Origin of the sequence: Streptomyces sp. NPDC000151 (genome assembly GCF_040301705.1) — a bacterium.
Classification (GTDB): Bacteria; Actinomycetota; Actinomycetes; order Streptomycetales; family Streptomycetaceae; genus Streptomyces.
The window spans coordinates 1-14,603 of sequence record NZ_JBEPFC010000176.1 but is presented as its reverse complement, the minus strand read 5'-3'; the positions used below and the strand labels follow the sequence as shown (position 1 = coordinate 14,603).

Sequence of the window (14,603 nt, the reverse complement as noted above, 5' to 3'; positions counted from 1 at the left end):
GCGCCGGGTGCCGGCCAGCCGCTCCCGCAGCGCGCCCGCGACCGTGAGTTCGGCCGTACCGGTGAGCAGGTCGACGACGCGCGCCGAGAGCACGCCGCGGGCCGGGGCCAGCCGCCGCTCGGCCCGCCTCGCCAGCGCGCCGGACACCAGCGGTACGGCGACGCCCGCCAGCAGCAGCCCGGCGGCGAGCACCGCGCCGGCCTCCGGCAGCAGCCAGGCGGTGAACCCGGCCGAACCGGCGCCGACCACGACGGCCGCGCCCGCCGGCAGCAGCCAGCGCAGGAAGTAGTCCTGCCCGGCGTCCACGTCCGCCACCAGCCGGGACAGCAGGTCGCCGCGGCTGCGGTCGCGCAGTCCGGCGGGCGCGAGCTGCTCCAGCCGCCGGTAGACCGCCACCCGGACGTCCGCCAGCATCCGGAACACCGCGTCGTGCGCGACCAGCCGCTCGGCGTACCGGAAGACGGCCCGGCCGATGCCGAACGCGCGGGTCGCGGTGACCGCGACCATCAGGTACAGCACCGGAGGATGCTGCGAGGCCCGCGAGATCAGCCACCCGGACGTGGCCATCAGCCCGACGGCGCTGCCGAGCGCGCAACTGCCGAGCAGCAGCGCCAGGGCGAAGCGGCGACGGTGGGCCCGCGCCGTGCGCCGCAGCCGCGCCAAGGCGCGTGCGGGCAGCGCGGTTTGCGCGCGGTCGCCGTGCGAGTCCGTTTCCTGGTCCGGCGCTTGGGCCGCGATGCGGTCCTCGGCCCGTCGCGGGCGCGGGAGTTCAGAGGTCGTACGGGCCGGTGCGTGGCCCTCGGGGTCCACCCGTACCACTCGGTCCGCCGCCGCGAGCAGGGCCGGGCGGTGGGCCACGAGCAGGACCGTGCGGCCCTCGGACAGCCGGCGCACGGCGTCCACGACGGACTCCTCGGTCTCCCCGTCGAGGTTCGCGGTGGGCTCGTCGAGCAGCAGCACCGGGCGGTCGGCGAGGAACGCGCGGGCCAGCGCGAGCCGTTGGCGCTGCCCGGCGGAGAGGCCCGCGCCGGACTCGCCGAGCCGGGTGTCCGGGCCGTCGGGGAGCGCGTCGACGAAGCCGAGCGCGCCGGCGTCGCGCAGCGCGGTCCGCACCGCCGCGTCGTCGGCGTCCGGCCGGGCCAGCCGCACGTTCTCGGCGACGGTGCCCGCGAAGAGGTACGGGTGCTGCGGCACCCAGGCGATACGGCCGCGCCAGCTGTCGGGGGAGAGCGTGGTGAGGTCCACGCCGTCGATCAGCACCCGGCCGGCGGCCGGCGTCGCGAAGCCGAGCAGGACGTTCAGCAGGGTGGTCTTGCCCGCGCCGGACGGCCCCGTCAGCGCCACGGTCTCGCCGGCCGCGACCTCGAACGAGGTGTGCGCGAGCGACGGTTCGGGACGCCCGGGGTGGCGTACGACCAGGCCGTCCACCACGATCCCGGTGCCCGCCGGGGCCTCGCGCGTCCCGCCGTGCCCGGCCCCCGCCTCGGTCTCCAGTACCGCGAAGATCTCCTCGGCGGCCGCCAGCCCCTCGGCCGCCGCGTGGTACTGCGCGCCCACCTGCCGCAGCGGCAGATACGCCTCGGGCGCCAGGATCAGCACCATCAGCCCGGTGGACAGGTCGAGGTCGCCCTTCACGAGCCGCATCCCGACGCCGACCGCGACCAGCGCGACCGAGATTGTGGAGAGCAGTTCCAGGGCGAAGGAGGACAGGAAGGCGATGCGCAGCGTGCGCAGCGTGGCCTGGCGGTACTCGCCGGTGATGGTGCGGATCGCGTCCGCCTGGGCCTTGGCCCGGCCGAAGACCTTCAGCGTGGGCAGGCCCGCGACGACGTCGAGGAAGTGGCCGGACAGCCGGCTCAGCAGCTTCCACTGCCGGTCCATCCGCGACTGGGTCGCCCAGCCGATGAGGATCATGAACAGCGGGATGAGCGGGAGCGTGACGACGATGGTCGCCGCGGAGATCCAGTCGCCGGTCACGATCCGTACGAGCACGGCGACGGGCACGACGACCGCGAGGCCGAGCTGCGGCAGGTAGCGCGCGAAGTAGTCGTCGAGCGCGTCGATGCCACGGGTGGCGAGGTTCGTCAGCTCGCCGATTCGCTGCGTCCCCAGCCAGGAGGGCCCGAGCCCCGTGGCCTTCGTCAGCAGCCGAGTGCGCAGCTCGGACTTCACCGCCGCGCTCGCCCGGTGCGCGGCCAGCTCGGTCAGCCAGGAGACGAGCCCCCGGCCGACCGAGACCAGCGCGAGCAGCAGGAGCGGCGTGCTCAGGCCACCGAGGTCGAGGTCGCGCTGGAACGCGCCGACGACGACCTCGGCGATGAGCATCGCCTGGCCGATGACCAGGCCCGCCCCGGCAAGGCCGAGTACCACCACCGCGGCGAGGAAGAAGCGGGTGGCGCGGGCGTACCGAAGCAGGCGCGGGTCGATCGGTTTCACGTGAAACATCCGTCCTGGCGTGCGTAACGGAAGGGGATCAGTGCGCGTCGGCGATGTGCTGCGTGCCGATGCGCTTGCGGAACACCCAGTACGTCCAGCCCTGGTAGAGCATCACGAGCGGGGCCGCGAAGCCCGCGCCCCAGGTCATGATCTTCAGGGTGTACGAACTGGACGAGGAGTTGCTGACCGTGAGGTTCCAGCTCTCGTTCAGCGAGGACGGCATGACGTTCGGGAAGAGCGTCAGGAACAACATCGCGACCAGGGCCGCGATGGTGACGCCGGAGAAGGTGAAGGACCAGCCCTCCCGCCCCAGCGCGTTCGCCACCAGGGCCGCGAGCAGCGCCGCCGCCGCGACGACCAGCGCGACCAGGCTCTTGCCGTCGCCCTTGTCGATCTGCGTCCAGACCATGAAGACGAGCGCCAGGCCCGCGGCGATCATGCCGAGGAACGAAGCCGTGACGCGCGCCCGCTCCCGGATGCCGCCCACCGTCTTCAGCGAGGCGAAGACCGCGCCGTGGAAGGTGAACAGCGCCAGGGTGACCAGGCCGCCGAGGATCGCGTAGGGGTTCAGCAGGTCCAGCAGGGACCCGACGTAGTTCTTGTGCGCGTCGATCTTCACGCCCCGCACGATGTTGCCGAAGGCCACGCCCCACAGCACCGCCGGGAGCAGCGAGGTCCAGAAGATCGCGTGTTCCCAGTTGTTCTGCCAGCGCTCCTCGTCCCGCTTGTGGCGGTACTCGAAGGCCACGCCGCGCACGATGAGGCACAGCAGGATCAGCAGCATCGGCAGGTAGAAGCCCGAGAAGAGCGTGGCGTACCAGTCGGGGAAGGCGGCGAAGGTCGCGCCGGCCGCGCTGAGCAGCCAGACCTCGTTGCCGTCCCAGACCGGGCCGATGGTGTTGATGAGGACCCGCCGCTCGCTCCGGTCACGGGCGAGCAGCTTGGTGAGGACGCCGATCCCGAAGTCGAATCCTTCGAGGAAGAAGTACCCGGTCCACAGGAAGGCGATGAGGACGAACCAGACGTCGTGAAGGTGCACAGCTGCCCCCTAGTACGAGAAGGCCATCGGCCGGTCGGCGTCGTTGTCGTCGCCGCCGATCCTGGTGGGCGGGTTGAGGTCGGACTCCGACAGCTCCTGCGGTCCGGCCTTGACGTACTTCACGAGCAGCTTGACCTCGACTACGGCGAGGATCGCGTACAGCGTGGTGAAGACGGCCATCGAAGTGATCACCTCGCCCTGCGAGACGCCGGGGGAGACCGCGTCGGAGGTGCGCAGCACGCCGTAGACCACCCAGGGCTGGCGGCCCATCTCGGTGAAGATCCAGCCCCAGGAGCTCGCGATCAGCGGGAAGCCGAGGGTGAGCACGGCGATCCGCCAGGCCCACTTGGTGAGCCCGTCCCCGAGCGCCCTGTCCTTGGTGAGCGCGAGGTGCGGCACCTCGTCATCGCCGGTCCGCAGCCGTTGCGAGAGCCAGAACTTCTTGCGGGTGAGCCAGAGGCCGGCCACGCCGAGCGCGAAGGAGGCCATGCCGAAGCCGATCATCCAGCGGAAGCCCCAGTAGGCGACCGGGATGTTGGGCCGGTAGTCCCCGGGCCCGAACTTCTGCTGCTCGGCCTTGTTCACGTCGTTGATGCCGGGCACGTACGAGGAGAAGTCGTCGTGGGAGAGGAACGAGAGCAGGCCGGGTATCTCCACCTCGACGGTGTTGTGGCCCTTGGACACGTCTCCGTAGGCGAAGACCGAGAAGGGCGCGGGTGACTGCCCGTCCCACAGCGCCTCGGCCGAGGCCATCTTCATCGGCTGCTGCTTGAACATGACCTTGCCCAGCAGGTCACCGCTGATGGCGGTGAGCAGACCGGCCACGATCAGCGTCACCAGGCCGAGCCGCAGCGAGGTCCGCATGACCTTGACGTGCTTCTTGCGCAGCAGGTGGTAGGCGGCGATGCCGACCATGAAGGCGCCACCCGCCAGGAAGGCGGCCGTGAGGGTGTGGAAGACGACGACCAGGGTGGTGTCCTGCGTCAGCACCTTCCAGAAGTCGGTCAGCTCCGCGCGCCCGGTGGCCTTGTTGAGCTTGTAGCCGGTGGGGTGCTGCATCCAGGAGTTGGCCGCGAGGATGAAGTACGCCGACAGGATCGTGCCGATCGAGACCATCCATATGCAGAAGCAGTGGATCTTCTTGGGCAGCTTGTCCCAGCCGAAGATCCACAGTCCGATGAAGGTGGACTCGAAGAAGAACGCGATGAGGGCTTCGAACGCGAGCGGCGCGCCGAAGACGTCACCGACGAAGCGCGAGTAGTCGGACCAGTTCATGCCGAACTGGAACTCCTGGACGATGCCGGTGACGACACCCATCGCGATGTTGATCAGGAAGAGCTTGCCCCAGAACTTGGTCGCCTTGAGGTACCGCTCCTTGCCCGTGCGGACCCATGCCGTCTCCAGTCCGGCCACCAGGGCGGCGAGAGAGATCGTCAGGGGCACGAAGAGGAAGTGATAGACGGTCGTGATGCCGAATTGCCATCGCGCCAGGGTCTCTGGCGCCAACGCCAGTTCCACGTCGATGTCTCCTTACGGTCGCCGTTCTCGCCACACCTCCTGCACCTTTTGTCCCACATAAAGAGGGGCAAAAAGGGAGGCGCTTGTGAACGCGTTCACATTCACAAGCAATTATCTCCCATGACTTTCCGCTCATCGGATCGGGGGGTACGTGACCGTGGTCACGCGGTATTCCGTCGCGCGGAAAACCTTGGTACGGCCTGAAGAACGGCCGCCGGGCAGGCCGTTAGTGAACGTGTACACGCCGTTTTCCGTCGGCCCCTCTTCCGCCAACCTTCAACATATTGTTGAATTTGGCGCCATGCAGATACGCATCTCATGGCCCGCAGGTCACCTGACCGCCACCCTGGAGGACACGCCGACCGTCACCGCCCTGGAAGCCGCGCTCCCGCTCGCCTCCACCGCCCGCACCTGGGGCGAGGAGGTCTACTTCGCCACCCCCGTCTCCCCCGCGCTGGAGGCCGGCGCCCAGCAGGTCGTCGAGCCGGGCACGGTCGCGTTCTGGACCGACGGCGACGCGCTGGCCCTGCCGTACGGCCCGACGCCCATCTCCCGCGGGGACGAGTCCCGACTCGCCTCCCCCTGCAACATCCTCGGCCGCGTCGACGGCGACCCGCGCCGCCTCGCCACCGTCCGCGACGGCGACCCGGTCCGGGTCGAGCGCGCTTGACCAGCGCTTCCGTGCGCGGCCGGCCGAGCCCGGCGTAAGACAAACGCCGAGCCCGGCGTAAGAAAAACGGGGTGGCCGCGGCCCACAAGGACCGCGGCCACCCCGCCGCACGCACGCCCGCCGGTCACATCTCCTTGCGGAACGCCTCGGCCGTCTGCAGGAAGATGTCGTTGCCCTCGGCCTCGCCGATCGACACCCGCACGCCCTCGCCGGGGAACGGCCGCACCACGGCGCCCGCCTGCTCGCACGCCCGCGCGAAGTCCACGGTGCGCTCCCCCAGCCGCAGCCACACGAAGTTGGCCTGCGACTCCGGCACGGTCCAGCCCTGCGCGGTCAGCGCCTCGGACACCCGGGTCCGCTCGGCCACCAGCGCGTCCACCCGCTCCAGCAGCGCGTCCTCACTGCGCAGCGACGCGACTGCCGCGTCCTGCGCGAGCTGGCTCACGCCGAAGGGCACCGCCGTCTTGCGCAGCGCCGCCGCGACCGGCTCGTGCGCCACCGCGAAGCCCACCCGCAGACCGGCGAGGCCGTACGCCTTGGAGAAGGTGCGCAGCACGCAGACGTTCGGGCGGTCGCGGTAGAGCTCGATGCCGTCCGGCACCTCGGCGTCACGGATGAACTCGCGGTACGCCTCGTCCAGCACGATCAGCACGTCGGAGGGCACCGCGTCCAGGAAGCGCTCCAGCTCGGCACGGCGCACCACGGTGCCGGTCGGGTTGTTCGGGTTGCACACGAAGATCAGCCGGGTCCGCTCGGTGACCGCGGCGAGCATCGCGTCCAGGTCATGGACCTCGTCCGCGTCCAGCGGTACCTGCACGGACGTGGCGCCCGAGACCTGGGTGACGATCGGGTACGCCTCGAAGGAGCGCCAGGCGTAGATCACCTCGTCGCCCGGCCCGGCCGTCGCCTGGATCAGCTGCTGGGCCACGCCGACCGAGCCGGTGCCGGTCGCCAGGTGCTCGACCGGCACGCCGAACCGCTCCGACAGCTCCGCCATCAGCCCGGTGCAGGCCAGGTCCGGGTACCGGTTGAAGGCGCCGGCGGCGGCCACCGCGGTCTCCAGGACGCCGGGCAGCGGCGGGTAGGGGTTCTCGTTGGAGGACAGCTTGTACGCCACCGGGCCACCCGCGGCGGCCGGCTTCCCGGGCTTGTAGGTGGGGACGCCGTCCAGCGCCGCACGCAGCTTCGGGGTCTTCTCGCTCACCGCAGGTCCTCCTCGACCGTCCCGCTCGTCACCAATACCGCACACCTTATGAGGATTGAGCCGTGCGGCGTAGGGCCCTCCGCCCTCCGGCACCCTCCGGGGCTCGTACGGGCATGCGCATGTCATATACCGACGCCATTTCCCAGCTCAGGGCGCAGGGCCTTTGCGGAGCGCCTCCCGCTCCGTTACGCGCCGGTGGCTCACGCCGTGGCGCGCATCACCCGTGAAGGTGACTTGAGACCGCTTCGATACCTGACGCAATCTGCAGGTCAACCCCGACGATCACCGGACAGAATCGCGCCCTGACCTCCAACGTCCTTGCTTTCCAAGGAGATTGACGGCCCTTCGGCATGCAGAAACGTGCCTTTCGTCTGCGCATAAGGAAGCCCCGCGATGGCCCCCTCCGAGCCCTACTATCGGCTCGCCATGACAGCAGCAGGGAAGCACCAGGTGAGCCGGTCGACCGGACGCCGGTTGGGGCGGGCAGGCATCCGGGACGTGGCCGCCGCAGCCGGTGTCTCCATCACGACTGTCTCCGACGCGCTCAACGGCAAGGGCCGGCTTCCGGACGCCACCCGTCGCCACGTCCGCGAGGTCGCCGACCGGTTGGGCTACCGCCCTTCCGCCGCCGCCCGCACGCTCCGTACCGGCAAGTCGGGCCTCATCGGCCTGACCGTCACCACGTACGGGGATGAACCTTTCACCTTCACCGAGTTCGCGTACTTCGCCGAGATGGCGCGCGCCGCCACCTCCGCCGCGCTGGCCCGTGGCTACGCCCTGGTCATCCTCCCCGCGACCTCCCGCCACGACGTCTGGTCCAACGTCGCCCTGGACGGCACGGTCGTCATCGACCCGGCCGACGGCGACCCGGTCGTCACCGACCTCGTCCGGCACGGCATCCCCGTCGTCTCCGACGGCCGCCCCGGCGGCACCCTCCCCGTCACCGGCTGGGTCGACAACGACCACGAAGCGGCCGTGATGGGGCTCCTGGAGCACCTCGCGGACGCCGGCGCCCGTCGCATCGGCCTCCTCACGGGCACCACCACCGACACCTACACCCGCCTGTCCACCACCGCGTACCTCCGGTGGTGCGAGCGGGTCGGCCAGGACCCGGTGTACGAGTCCTACCCCGCGCACGACCCGTGCGCGGGCGCCGTCGCCGCCGACCGGCTGCTGGCCCGTCCGGACCGCCCGGACGCCGTCTACGGCCTCTTCGACCCGAACGGCACCGACCTGCTCGCCGCCGCCCGCCGGTACGGCCTCCGGGTCCCCGACGATCTCCTGCTGGTGTGCTGCAGCGAGTCCACGGTCTACGCCACGACAGAGCCCCCCATCACGACCCTCTCGCTCAAGCCCCGGCGCATCGGCACCGCCGTCGTCCAGCTGCTCATCGACGCCATCGAGGGGCTCGACAGCGGACGCCCGGTCGAGCAGGTGATACCGACCGACCTGATCGTGCGCACCTCGTCTCAACGGAGGTCCCCGCGTACGACGGTAAGCCCACCGCGCAACCCGTCCGGCGACTGAGCGTTCCGCCGGACGGCCACGGCCGCGCAGGGAAAAACAGGGCGAAGCCGGGAGAAAACAGCAGGGAACGCCGGGCTCCGAACGATTGACCACCCCCGGGTGCGTCACAACCCGCGAGCGGCGTTCCTATGATGGGCGCACGACACCACGGACCGCCGTCGACCAGGCAAGGTCCGCTAGGTGCACGGCGGCGCGACGGTGGAGGGGTCGATGACTCAGGGGGCCGGTCTGGGACCCATGGTGCGGACCATGGCAGCACAACCTCCTGCGCCCGTTCCTCCTGGAACTCCCGGGGCTCCCGGGGCCGCACCGGACGGCCGTCCGCAGGACGCGTACGCCGCCGATGGCGCGTACGCCCCGCAAGAGGGGTACGTCCCCCAGGACGGCTACGGCCTGCAAACCGGCCAGGTCCGCCAGGACGTGGCCGCTCCCCAGGAGCGCCTCGACCCGGAGGTCCGCGTGCGGACCAGGGCCCGGCCGTACGCCCGCCTCACCTACGGCACCGGCCCGCAGGCCACGCTGCCGCCGGACGAGCTGCCCGCCGACTACACCCCCACCGAGCGCGACATCCCCGTCGTCGGCCCTGACGGCACCCCGACCGCGTACACGGACACGCTCGTCGATCACCCCGCCATCGAACTCCAGCAGGTCGGCGAGGGCGAGGCCGGCGGCCCGCTGTACGTCGTCGGTGACGTGCACGGTTACTACGACGAGCTGCGCGCGGCGCTGTTCACCGAGGGGCTGATCGACGCCGAGGGCCACTGGGCGGCCGGCAACACCCGGCTGTGGTTCCTCGGCGACTTCACCGACCGCGGCCCCGACGGCATCGGCGTCATCGACCTGGTCATGCAGCTGTCCGCCGAGGCCGCGGCGGCCGGCGGCTACTGCAAGGCCCTCATGGGCAACCACGAGCTGCTCCTCCTCGGCGCCAAGCGGTTCGGCGACACCCCCGTGCAGTCCGGCGCAGGCACCGCCTCTTTCCAGGCCGCCTGGCTGCTCAACGGCGGCCAGAAGACCGACATGGACCGCCTGCAGGACCACCACCTGCAGTGGATGGCCCGGCTGGACGCCGTCACGGAGGAGGACGGCCACCTCCTCGTGCACTCCGACACCACCGCGTACCTCGACTACGGCGACTCCATCGAGGCCGTCAACGACGCCGTCCACGAGGTCCTGACGCGCAGCGACGCCAACGAGGTCTGGGACCTCTTCCGCAAGCTCACCAAGCGCTTCGCCTTCCGCGACGAGTCCGGGCCGCAGGCCGTGCGCGAACTGCTCGCCATGTACGGCGGCGAGCGCATCGTCCATGGCCACAGCCCCATCCCGTACCTCCTCGGCGAGGTCGGCACCGAGGACGGCGAGGGCGAGGATCCCACCGTCGAAGAGCCGCACGTGTACGCCGACGGCCTGGCGGTCGCCATGGACGGCGGCGTCACGATGGCCGGAAAGCTGCTCGTCGTCCAACTTCCCCTGACTGCCTGACCCGTATCGGGGCAGGGGTACCGCAGGCCGGCGGCGGGACGTGCCGGGCGGCCGGGGAGGGCTTGTCACGGGCGGAGCGAATTTCCGAAATCCTCTGTCACGCCGTGCTGGAGGCGCTCTACCATCGGTCTATCCGTAGCAGGCTCTCCTCCGTTTCCCGCCAACTGCCCGGTCCACGCCGGCCCGTACGGCCCTACGGAGCATCGGGGGATGCACATGAACAGCGCTCCGCACCTGCTGAACGAGGACCGCGAGGAATTCCGGCGGGCCCTCGACGAGGCACTGCACGCCGCGGCCGACCGCCCGGACCTCGCCGCGACGGGCATGCGCCTCAACATCGAGCAGCTGCGCACCATGGCGCTCAGCGCCACGACCGCCATCGCCGCGTGCGCGACGGCCGAGTACCAGCATTACGTCGCGCTGCGCGCGGAGTTGCGCGCGCCCGCCTCCGCGCGCCCGGCCACGGCCGGTGGCGAACCGGGCGAGGGCGGCGGTGACGACGCGGGTGGTGCCGGCGTCGGCCTCACCACGATGGGCGAGGTGGCCGAGGCCACCGGCGCCGGACTGGCCGCCATGGTCACGGTCCTCGCGCCCGTCCTGGCAGGCATCGCCGCGGTCCTCTTCCTCCTCATCGGCTACATCGTGCACACCGTCAGCCCCGACGAGTCCCTGGCCCAGCCGCTGATCAGCGTCGGCTGGGTCTTCGCGGCCCTGACCGCGGCGACGATCCTCATCGCGATGGGCGGCCTGGTCGTCACGGCTCTCCGCAACGGCGCCACATCCCTGCGCGCCTCCCGTCCCAGCGAGCTGGCCCAGGAGGTCGAACGGGCGAAAGCCCGCTGGCTCCAGGCGCTCCAGGAACGGGGCCTCCGCCCCTTCCTCCTGGAAGCCCTGACGGCCCCGGAACCGCCGACGGAGCCGCACGCCCCGAAGACGGACAAGGGCGCCGCGGTACCGCACGGCCTGCCCGCGTCCGGATCGCGCAGCGGCCTGTCGGCCGAGTCCGGTTCCCCGGACGCGTCGACCGACGTGGCCGAGGCGGTCGCCCCGGACGAGAAGCCGGGCGACGGCCGGACCCCGGCGCCTCCGCCGCCCGCCGAGGCCGCCGACCGCTACGTGGCGCACCACAGCCCGGACGTCGGCCGCATGCCCACCCTCGGCTACACCCACCCGCACTTCTCCGGCCCGGAGGACGATCACCGCACCACCATCCGCCCCCGCTTCACGAGCCCGGACTTCACCAGCCCGGACTACGGAGGGCCGGATCACCAGCCGGAGTGATCCCCGCACGACGAGTACGACGAGGAGGCCCCGGGTACTCCCGGAGCCTCCTCGTCATGCGTTCAGGTCGTGCCGGCGATCAGTCCGCGATCGGCAAGTACACCCGGTTGCCCGCTGCCGCGAACTCCTTGGACTTCTCGGCCATGCCGGCCTCGGGGTCCACGGACAGGTCGCCGCCGTGTTCGCGGCGGATGTCCTGGGAGATCTTCATGGAGCAGAACTTCGGGCCGCACATGGAGCAGAAGTGGGCCGTCTTGGCCGGTTCGGCCGGGAGCGTCTCGTCGTGGAAGGCGCGGGCCGTGTCCGGGTCGAGGGCCAGGTTGAACTGGTCCTCCCAGCGGAACTCGAAGCGGGCGTCGGAGAGGGCGTCGTCCCACTCCTGGGCGCCCGGGTGACCCTTGGCCAGGTCGGCCGCGTGGGCCGCGATCTTGTACGTGATGACGCCGGTCTTCACGTCGTCGCGGTCCGGCAGGCCCAGGTGCTCCTTGGGCGTGACGTAGCAGAGCATCGCCGTGCCCCACCAGGCGATCATCGCGGCGCCGATGCCCGAGGTGATGTGGTCGTAGGCGGGAGCGATGTCGGTGGTCAGCGGGCCCAGGGTGTAGAAGGGCGCTTCCTCGCAGATCTCCTGCTGGAGGTCGATGTTCTCCTTGATCTTGTGCATCGGGACGTGGCCCGGGCCCTCGATCATGGTCTGTACGCCGTGCGCCTTGGCGATCGTGTTCAGCTCGCCGAGAGTCTTCAGCTCCGCGAACTGGGCCTCGTCGTTGGCGTCGGCGATGGAGCCTGGGCGCAGCCCGTCACCGAGGGAGAAGGTGACGTCGTAGGAGGCAAGGATGTCGCAGAGCTCTTCGAAGTTCTCGTAGAGGAAGGACTCCTTGTGGTGCGCCAGACACCACGCCGCCATGATCGAGCCGCCGCGGGAGACGATGCCGGTCTTGCGGCGGGCGGTGAGCGGGACGTACCGCAGGAGCACCCCGGCGTGGACCGTCATGTAGTCGACGCCCTGCTCGGCCTGCTCGATGACGGTGTCCTTGTAGATCTCCCAGGTGAGCTCCTCGGCCTTGCCGTCGACCTTCTCCAGGGCCTGGTAGAGGGGGACGGTGCCGATCGGGACGGGGGAGTTGCGCAGTACCCACTCGCGGGTGGTGTGGATGTTGCGGCCGGTGGAGAGGTCCATGACCGTGTCGGCGCCCCAGCGGGTCGCCCAGGTCATCTTCTCCACCTCCTCCTCGATGGAGGAGGTCACCGCGGAGTTGCCGATGTTGGCGTTGACCTTGACCAGGAAGTTCTTGCCGATGATCATCGGCTCGATCTCCGGGTGGTTGACGTTGACCGGCAACACCGCGCGGCCGGCCGCGATTTCGTCCCGCACGAATTCGGGGCTGCAGTTCTCGCGGAGCGCGACGTACTCCATCTCCGCGGTGACCTCGCCGCGCTGCGCGTACGCGAGCTGGGTGACGGCGCCGTCCCGGCCGCGGCGCGGCTGCCGGGGCCGGCCCGGGAACACCGCGTCGAGGTTCTTCAGGCCGCCACGCGGCGAGGTGTGCTTGAGGCCGTCGTCCTCCGGACGCATCGGCCGACCCGCGTACTCCTCGGTGTCGCCGCGGGCGATGATCCAGTTCTCCCGCAGCGGCGCGAGGCCGCGGCGGACGTCCGTTTCGATATTGGGGTCGGTGTACGGCCCTGACGTGTCGTAAAGCGTCACGTGCTCGCCATTGGTGAGGTGCACTCGCCGGACGGGGACCCGGAGGTCCGGGCGCGTACCGGAGACATAGCCCTTGTGCCAGCCGATCTGCTGCGTCTCGGCAGCGTCCTGGCCGTTTTCGGGCGTGCGTGCATCCTGCAGAGTCATTGAGACCCACTCCCTACGCCGGCATTACCCGGTAACAGGTTCGGCGGTCGACGCAGCTCTTTCCGTCTCTCGGTGTTTCACGTGAAACACCGCAGGGACGAGGATCAGCGCCCTCTCAGCCCGGTGCTCCGAGCTCCCGCGATTGCAAAGGTGCCACCACGGTAGCGGCCGGAGCCGCGTGGTGAACAGGGGGCCCGGTGAGTTGTTGGATGATCGGGCGGTGACCCGCAACGAGCCCGAGCCCCAGTCGCACACTCATCCACATGCGCACGGCCACAGCCATGGCCACGGACCCGCCGCGCCCGTCTCCCGCCACCTGCGCAAGGTCATCGCCGCCGTACTGATCCCGTTCGCCCTGGCGGTGGGTGTCGGGCTGATCGCCCTGTGGCCCGGCGGCGCGCCCGCGCACAAGCCGTCGGGGGTCGGCTTCGACCAGCAGACCCAGACCGCCCGGGTCGTCCGGCTCACGAAGGTGGACTGCGCGGACGTCAACGCGCAGCAACAGCAGCAGATGCAGCAGATGCAGCAGCAACAGCCGACGGGTCCCGGCAGCGGCGCGCAGCAGAACGCGCAGAGCTGCGAGCAGGCCACCATCGAGGTCACCACCGGCAAGGACACGGGGCACCGCTTCAAGACCGTGGTGACGCCGGACGCGTCGCGCCGCTACACCGAGGGCCAGGACGTCGTGGTGGCGTACGCGCCCAAGGCGCCCCGGGACCTGCAGTACTCGGTCACCGACGTGGACCGCACCTTCCCGATGTGGGTGCTGGCCGCGGTGTTCGCGCTGGCGGTGGTGGTCGTCGGGCGGCTGCGCGGGGTGCTGGCACTGGTCGCGCTGGCGGCGAGCTTCGCCGTCCTCACGCTGTTCATCCTGCCGGCCATCCTGCAAGGCTCGAATCCGCTGCTGGTGGCGGTGGTCGGCGGCAGCGCGATCATGCTCATCGCGCTGTACATGTGCCACGGCCTGACGGCCCGCACCTCGGTCGCGGTGCTCGGCACGCTGGCGTCACTGCTGCTGATCGGGCTGCTGGGATCGGTGTTCATCGGCTGGGGACAGCTGACGGGCAATACGGACGACCAGACGGGGCTGGTGCACAGCCTCTATCCGGGCATCGAGATCCGCGGCCTGCTGCTGGCGGGGATCATCATCGGCTCGCTGGGCGTGCTGGACGATGTGACCGTGACCCAGACGGCGGCCGTGTGGGAGCTGCGGGACGCCGACCCGACGGCGAGCCGGCGGCAGATCTACGGGGCGGCGATGCGGATCGGGCGGGACCACATCGCGTCGGTGGTGAACACGCTGGTACTGGCGTACGCGGGCGCCGCGCTCCCGTTGCTCCTGCTGTTCTCCATCGCGCGCAGCAGTGTCGGCACGGTCGCCACCAGCGAAGTGGTGGCCGAGGAGATCATCCGGACGCTCGTGGGCAGTATCGGGCTCGTCGCGTCCGTACCGCTGACCACGCTGCTGGCGGTACTGGTGGTCGCCGCGGACCGCGGCAACCGGAGCGGTTCGAGCGCGGAGCACGGCCGGGCGGCCGGTCCGGGGCCCGGGCAGCCGGGCAGCAGGCGCGGTGGACGGGGCCGCCGCCGC

At 70.8% G+C, this 14,603-nt stretch carries 10 protein-coding genes; 5 read left to right on the top strand and 5 right to left on the bottom strand.

The window, feature by feature from the left end:
• From cydD to ABT381_RS31610, 3 genes are all read right to left on the bottom strand, one after another.
• On the bottom strand, window positions 1-2,445 hold a 2,445-nt coding region (gene cydD / locus ABT381_RS31620; RefSeq protein ID WP_351600264.1), incomplete at its 3' end, for a thiol reductant ABC exporter subunit CydD.
• Window positions 2,446-2,473: 28 nt separating this feature from the next.
• The gene (gene cydB, locus ABT381_RS31615) at window positions 2,474-3,475 is read right to left on the bottom strand and encodes a cytochrome d ubiquinol oxidase subunit II (RefSeq protein WP_351600263.1); all 1,002 of its coding nucleotides are present in this window, start codon (window positions 3,473-3,475) and stop codon (window positions 2,474-2,476) included.
• A 9-nt stretch (window positions 3,476-3,484) separates the two neighbouring features.
• On the bottom strand, window positions 3,485-4,993 hold the full coding sequence (locus tag ABT381_RS31610; RefSeq protein WP_351600262.1) for a cytochrome ubiquinol oxidase subunit I: 1,509 nt from the start codon (window positions 4,991-4,993) through the stop codon (window positions 3,485-3,487).
• Window positions 4,994-5,294: 301 nt separating this feature from the next.
• Here ABT381_RS31610 and ABT381_RS31605 point away from each other — a divergent pair, with 301 nt between their 5' ends.
• The gene (locus ABT381_RS31605; protein ID WP_351600261.1) at window positions 5,295-5,663 is read left to right on the top strand and encodes a cyclophilin-like fold protein; all 369 of its coding nucleotides are present in this window, start codon (window positions 5,295-5,297) and stop codon (window positions 5,661-5,663) included.
• A gap of 124 nt (window positions 5,664-5,787) precedes the next feature.
• Here the strand turns inward: ABT381_RS31605 and hisC are convergent, their stop codons facing one another.
• On the bottom strand, window positions 5,788-6,867 hold the full coding sequence (gene hisC / locus ABT381_RS31600) for a histidinol-phosphate transaminase (RefSeq protein WP_351600259.1): 1,080 nt from the start codon (window positions 6,865-6,867) through the stop codon (window positions 5,788-5,790).
• Between the two features lie 426 nt (window positions 6,868-7,293).
• Between hisC and ABT381_RS31595 the strand changes: the two genes are divergently transcribed.
• The 3 genes from ABT381_RS31595 to ABT381_RS31585 all read left to right on the top strand — a co-directional run bounded on the left by ABT381_RS31595 (window position 7,294) and on the right by ABT381_RS31585 (window position 11,157).
• Window positions 7,294-8,394 carry a LacI family DNA-binding transcriptional regulator gene (locus ABT381_RS31595; protein WP_351600257.1) on the top strand — a complete coding sequence of 367 codons (1,101 nt, stop codon included), beginning with the start codon at window positions 7,294-7,296 and terminating at the stop codon, window positions 8,392-8,394.
• Window positions 8,395-8,643: 249 nt separating this feature from the next.
• The gene (locus ABT381_RS31590; RefSeq protein ID WP_351600255.1) at window positions 8,644-9,876 is read left to right on the top strand and encodes a metallophosphoesterase; all 1,233 of its coding nucleotides are present in this window, start codon (window positions 8,644-8,646) and stop codon (window positions 9,874-9,876) included.
• Window positions 9,877-10,086: 210 nt separating this feature from the next.
• Window positions 10,087-11,157 carry a hypothetical protein gene (locus ABT381_RS31585; protein ID WP_351600253.1) on the top strand — a complete coding sequence of 357 codons (1,071 nt, stop codon included), beginning with the start codon at window positions 10,087-10,089 and terminating at the stop codon, window positions 11,155-11,157.
• Between the two features lie 79 nt (window positions 11,158-11,236).
• On the opposite strand, the gene thiC is transcribed toward ABT381_RS31585, so the two are convergent.
• Window positions 11,237-13,012: a phosphomethylpyrimidine synthase ThiC gene (gene thiC, locus ABT381_RS31580; protein WP_351600252.1), complete on the bottom strand. Its 1,776-nt coding sequence runs from the start codon at window positions 13,010-13,012 to the stop codon at window positions 11,237-11,239.
• 220 nt (window positions 13,013-13,232) lie between these two features.
• On the opposite strand from thiC, the gene ABT381_RS31575 reads away from it, so the two are divergent.
• Window positions 13,233-14,603, top strand: a 1,371-nt coding sequence (locus ABT381_RS31575; RefSeq protein WP_351600250.1) for a YibE/F family protein, incomplete at its 3' end; no start/stop codon positions are given.

Coding starts and splice junctions, on each gene's coding strand:
- ABT381_RS31605 (WP_351600261.1), top strand. CDS start 5,295: ATGCAGATACGCATCTCATGGCCCGCAGGTCACCTGACCGCCACCCTG.
- ABT381_RS31595 (WP_351600257.1), top strand. CDS start 7,294: ATGACAGCAGCAGGGAAGCACCAGGTGAGCCGGTCGACCGGACGCCGG.
- ABT381_RS31590 (WP_351600255.1), top strand. CDS start 8,644: ATGGCAGCACAACCTCCTGCGCCCGTTCCTCCTGGAACTCCCGGGGCT.
- ABT381_RS31585 (WP_351600253.1), top strand. CDS start 10,087: ATGCACATGAACAGCGCTCCGCACCTGCTGAACGAGGACCGCGAGGAA.
- thiC (WP_351600252.1), bottom strand. CDS start 13,012: ATGACTCTGCAGGATGCACGCACGCCCGAAAACGGCCAGGACGCTGCC.